Annotated in this window: 3 protein-coding genes; all 3 read right to left on the reverse strand. The window is 43.0% G+C overall.

What is annotated here, in order from left to right; translation table 11 throughout:
* A partial coding sequence (locus tag L4C33_RS20945) for a TetR/AcrR family transcriptional regulator (protein WP_428814325.1) occupies window positions 1–579 on the reverse strand: 579 nt, incomplete at its 3' end.
* Window positions 580–616: 37 nt separating this feature from the next.
* Window positions 617–1402 carry a type 2 periplasmic-binding domain-containing protein gene (locus tag L4C33_RS20950; RefSeq protein ID WP_428814326.1) on the reverse strand — a complete coding sequence of 262 codons (786 nt, stop codon included), beginning with the start codon at window positions 1400–1402 and terminating at the stop codon, window positions 617–619.
* Between the two features lie 46 nt (window positions 1403–1448).
* Window positions 1449–3152 (reverse strand): S8 family serine peptidase (locus tag L4C33_RS20955; RefSeq protein WP_428814327.1); only part of this gene is annotated, 1704 nt, incomplete at its 5' end.

Here is a 3152-nt window from a genome sequence, read left to right on the forward strand (position 1 = left end):
GCTTAACATTGACTCTGTTGTTGTGAGTGCAAGTTTTAAGCTATCTGTTGTTTGGTTTAATTTACTCAATAAGCTAGAGCCTAACCACATTGAGTAAAGTACTTTAGCTGCATTTTCTGAGTTTTGTTCAATAATTGAGCCGTCGGCTATTCCCGACTGTATGCAAGTTGCGATAGAGCTAATCACTTGTTCTGCCCCTTTATTTAGTGCCTGCCTCATTGGTTCGGATAAATCTGAAACCTCAGCACTTAGCTTGACGACTAAGCATTTGTGGGCGTTACATTTACCGTCGTCCACTAGCAACCAACGACTAAAATAGGCTGTTAAACGTTCATAGTGATTGCCTTCACTGTGGTTAAAAGCATTATCTAAACGATCAAGGTACTGTTCAAAATAGTCTTTGATCAGTGCCTCACCGAATTGTTCCTTCGATTTGAAGTAGTGATAGAACGAACCTTTGGGAACATCAGCCTCTTTCAATAGCTGAGAAAGACCTACGCTGGTAAAGCCTTTCTCTACGATGAGTTGGTATCCCACGTTTAATATATGTTGGCGTGTGTCGTTTGTTTTCGTATTCATAGAACGGACTATAAATCACATTAGACCAGTCGTCTAGTTAATGTTTATTTTTATTGGGTAGGTACGTTTGCCAGTCTTCTAAACCATAGCGAGCCATAATTCGGGATATCTCACCGTCGCTTTTCAATTTCTGCATTCGTTGGTCGAAAAAAAGCATTATTTCAGCAATTTGGCTCGCTTGATTTGGATTAGGACTAAAGGCCATATAAATAGGTTCGCTAGAAACACAGCCCGCCTCTTTGAATTCGTCCCTCAAACCTAAGTTTTTGAGCGTGAATACGGTTGAGTTATACGTAAACAAAAACGCATTAATACGATGTTTAGAAACCATATTTAGGTTTCGAGTGATAAATTTGTGGTTATATGGAAAAAACTCGAACTGGTCCTTATGCTCGGCGACATAATCATTTAATTCTGCTATCGAAGTGTCATACGCAATCCCAATCTTCATCCCCTTTAGTGATTTTAGTCCTGTGTATTTCCAGTTTGAGCTGCTGGAAGTAAAAAAGCACATGCGTTGAACCCCGATGGGATGCTGCGGATAGAGAAGTTGTGGGGCTTCATTTTTGGCTGGAGAGAGTAAGGCGTGAGACTTTCCGTTGTATACGCCTAATATAGCTCGTGTCCATGGATAAGTTTTTGCTTCTAACTCATAGGGGCTTTCTTTAAATACGATGTCGACGGTGTCCATCACGTAACCATTCAGTTCAAAATCGGTACATAGTTGTGGACACCAATCGATGGCATTTACTTTCAAGGTTGAGCTGTGTGTACTGAACGAGAGTAAACTAAGCCACAAGGAAAAATAGCAAAGTTTACTCATAGAATACCCTTCACATAACAGCCAAGAAGCACTGGTATTTAACTCGTTATGGCTTAAGGATAGTAATTTCAACACCGGTATCAGATGTAAAAGTCACACTGGAAACTTTTTTACGTATGCCTGATAAGGTGCAGCTATTCCCACTACAAGAGTCATTGGCATTGACTGACCAGCTTCCGCTTAACGGTAAGTTACTGGTGACTGTTGCAGTCCAACGTGAACCATTATTTACAGCAAAGCCAGATAGCTCCTCAACGGGAACGACAGAGTCGACCAGTACATCTAAGTTCAAACTGTTCGTTGCCTCACCATCATCAACGGTTAACATAACCGTATATATGCCGTCGTCAGGGAATGAATGATTGATGTTCATTCCTGATCCCGAAGCGTTATCACTTTCGCCTTCAGGAATATAGCCGAAGTCCCACTGATAACTTACGATCCCGTTGTCATCAGTAGAGTCTGAACCGTCGAAATCACAGCTCAAAAGCGTACAATTGAAAGTAAATGACGCTGTTGGCGGGTTGTTAACCGATGGATCGACAAACGTTGGCTTAAATACGGCATTACTAATATCCAGTAGTGGCTCTTTTACGCCATCACCGGAATCATCAACCCAATCAAAGTTGCCGTTTGAGGTTAGAATATTGGCGATATCACTTGTGCCTTTGCTAGCAAGTAAGGCTGCTGCACCAGCAACATGTGGGGCTGCCATAGAAGTTCCGCTAATGCTTTCGTAGCTACCACGTTCTAGTGGGTAAGTGGAATATATACAAACACCTGGTGCGGCGATATCTACAATTGCTCCCCAATTACTGAAATCAGCCAGAGTATCGTCTACATCAGGTCGGCACGTTGGAGAGCCTAAACTGCCGGGCAACCCATCAAAGTCAGCTAATGCGGATACGGTGATCGCTCCGGGTGAGTTAGCAGGAGTAAAGCCAGAAGAATCCATACCACTGTTCCCCGCTGCTACCACAACGGTGACGCCACTCGCGACAGCATTGGCGATCGCAGTATTCATCGCACTACTTGTTCCGGTTCCGCCTAAGCTCATATTAATAACTTCGACTTCGCCTTGTTCTACCACCCAATCGATGCCGGCAATAATTCCGGCCATGGATCCTGAACCTTGTGAGTCAAGAACCTTCACTGCCCATAGTCGGGCGCCGGGAGCGACTCCAACGACACCAAAGGAGTTATCTATCGCTCCAATAGTTCCGGCAACATGAGTTCCGTGATAATGGTCGTCATCACCACCTAAACTGCTGTCACAATTATAGACGCGGCGACGAGGTCCTTTTCCTGTGTAGTAAAGACAATTAGTACCAGATACGACATTTAGATCTGGGTGTTCAGTATCAATCCCTGTGTCTAAAACCGCGACATCGACATCAACGGGTAAGGTATCGGATCCGTCGATCATTAAATCTGAAGTGTTAGCAAAAATTCGCTTTAGACCTGTGGTTATCGGTTGAGCGGCGACAATCGACATTTTTATGTTGGGTTCTATATAGTCGACTCGTTTATCGTTTTTTATTCCATTTAACGCTTGTTCCGGCAGTTCTATAGAAAACCCATTCAGTACTTTTTTGTACATATGCCTTACTGTACCGTTGTTATTTTTTGCTACGTCATTTGCAGTATTCTTGACATCGTATGTCGACTTTAGCACCACTATGTATGAGCTTTTGTCGTTACTTGCAGATACGACAAAAGTAAAGATCAGACACAGTGAAGTGAAAAAAAT

Source organism: Vibrio makurazakiensis (genome assembly GCF_050337375.1).
Taxonomy (GTDB): Bacteria; Pseudomonadota; Gammaproteobacteria; order Enterobacterales; family Vibrionaceae; genus Vibrio; species Vibrio makurazakiensis.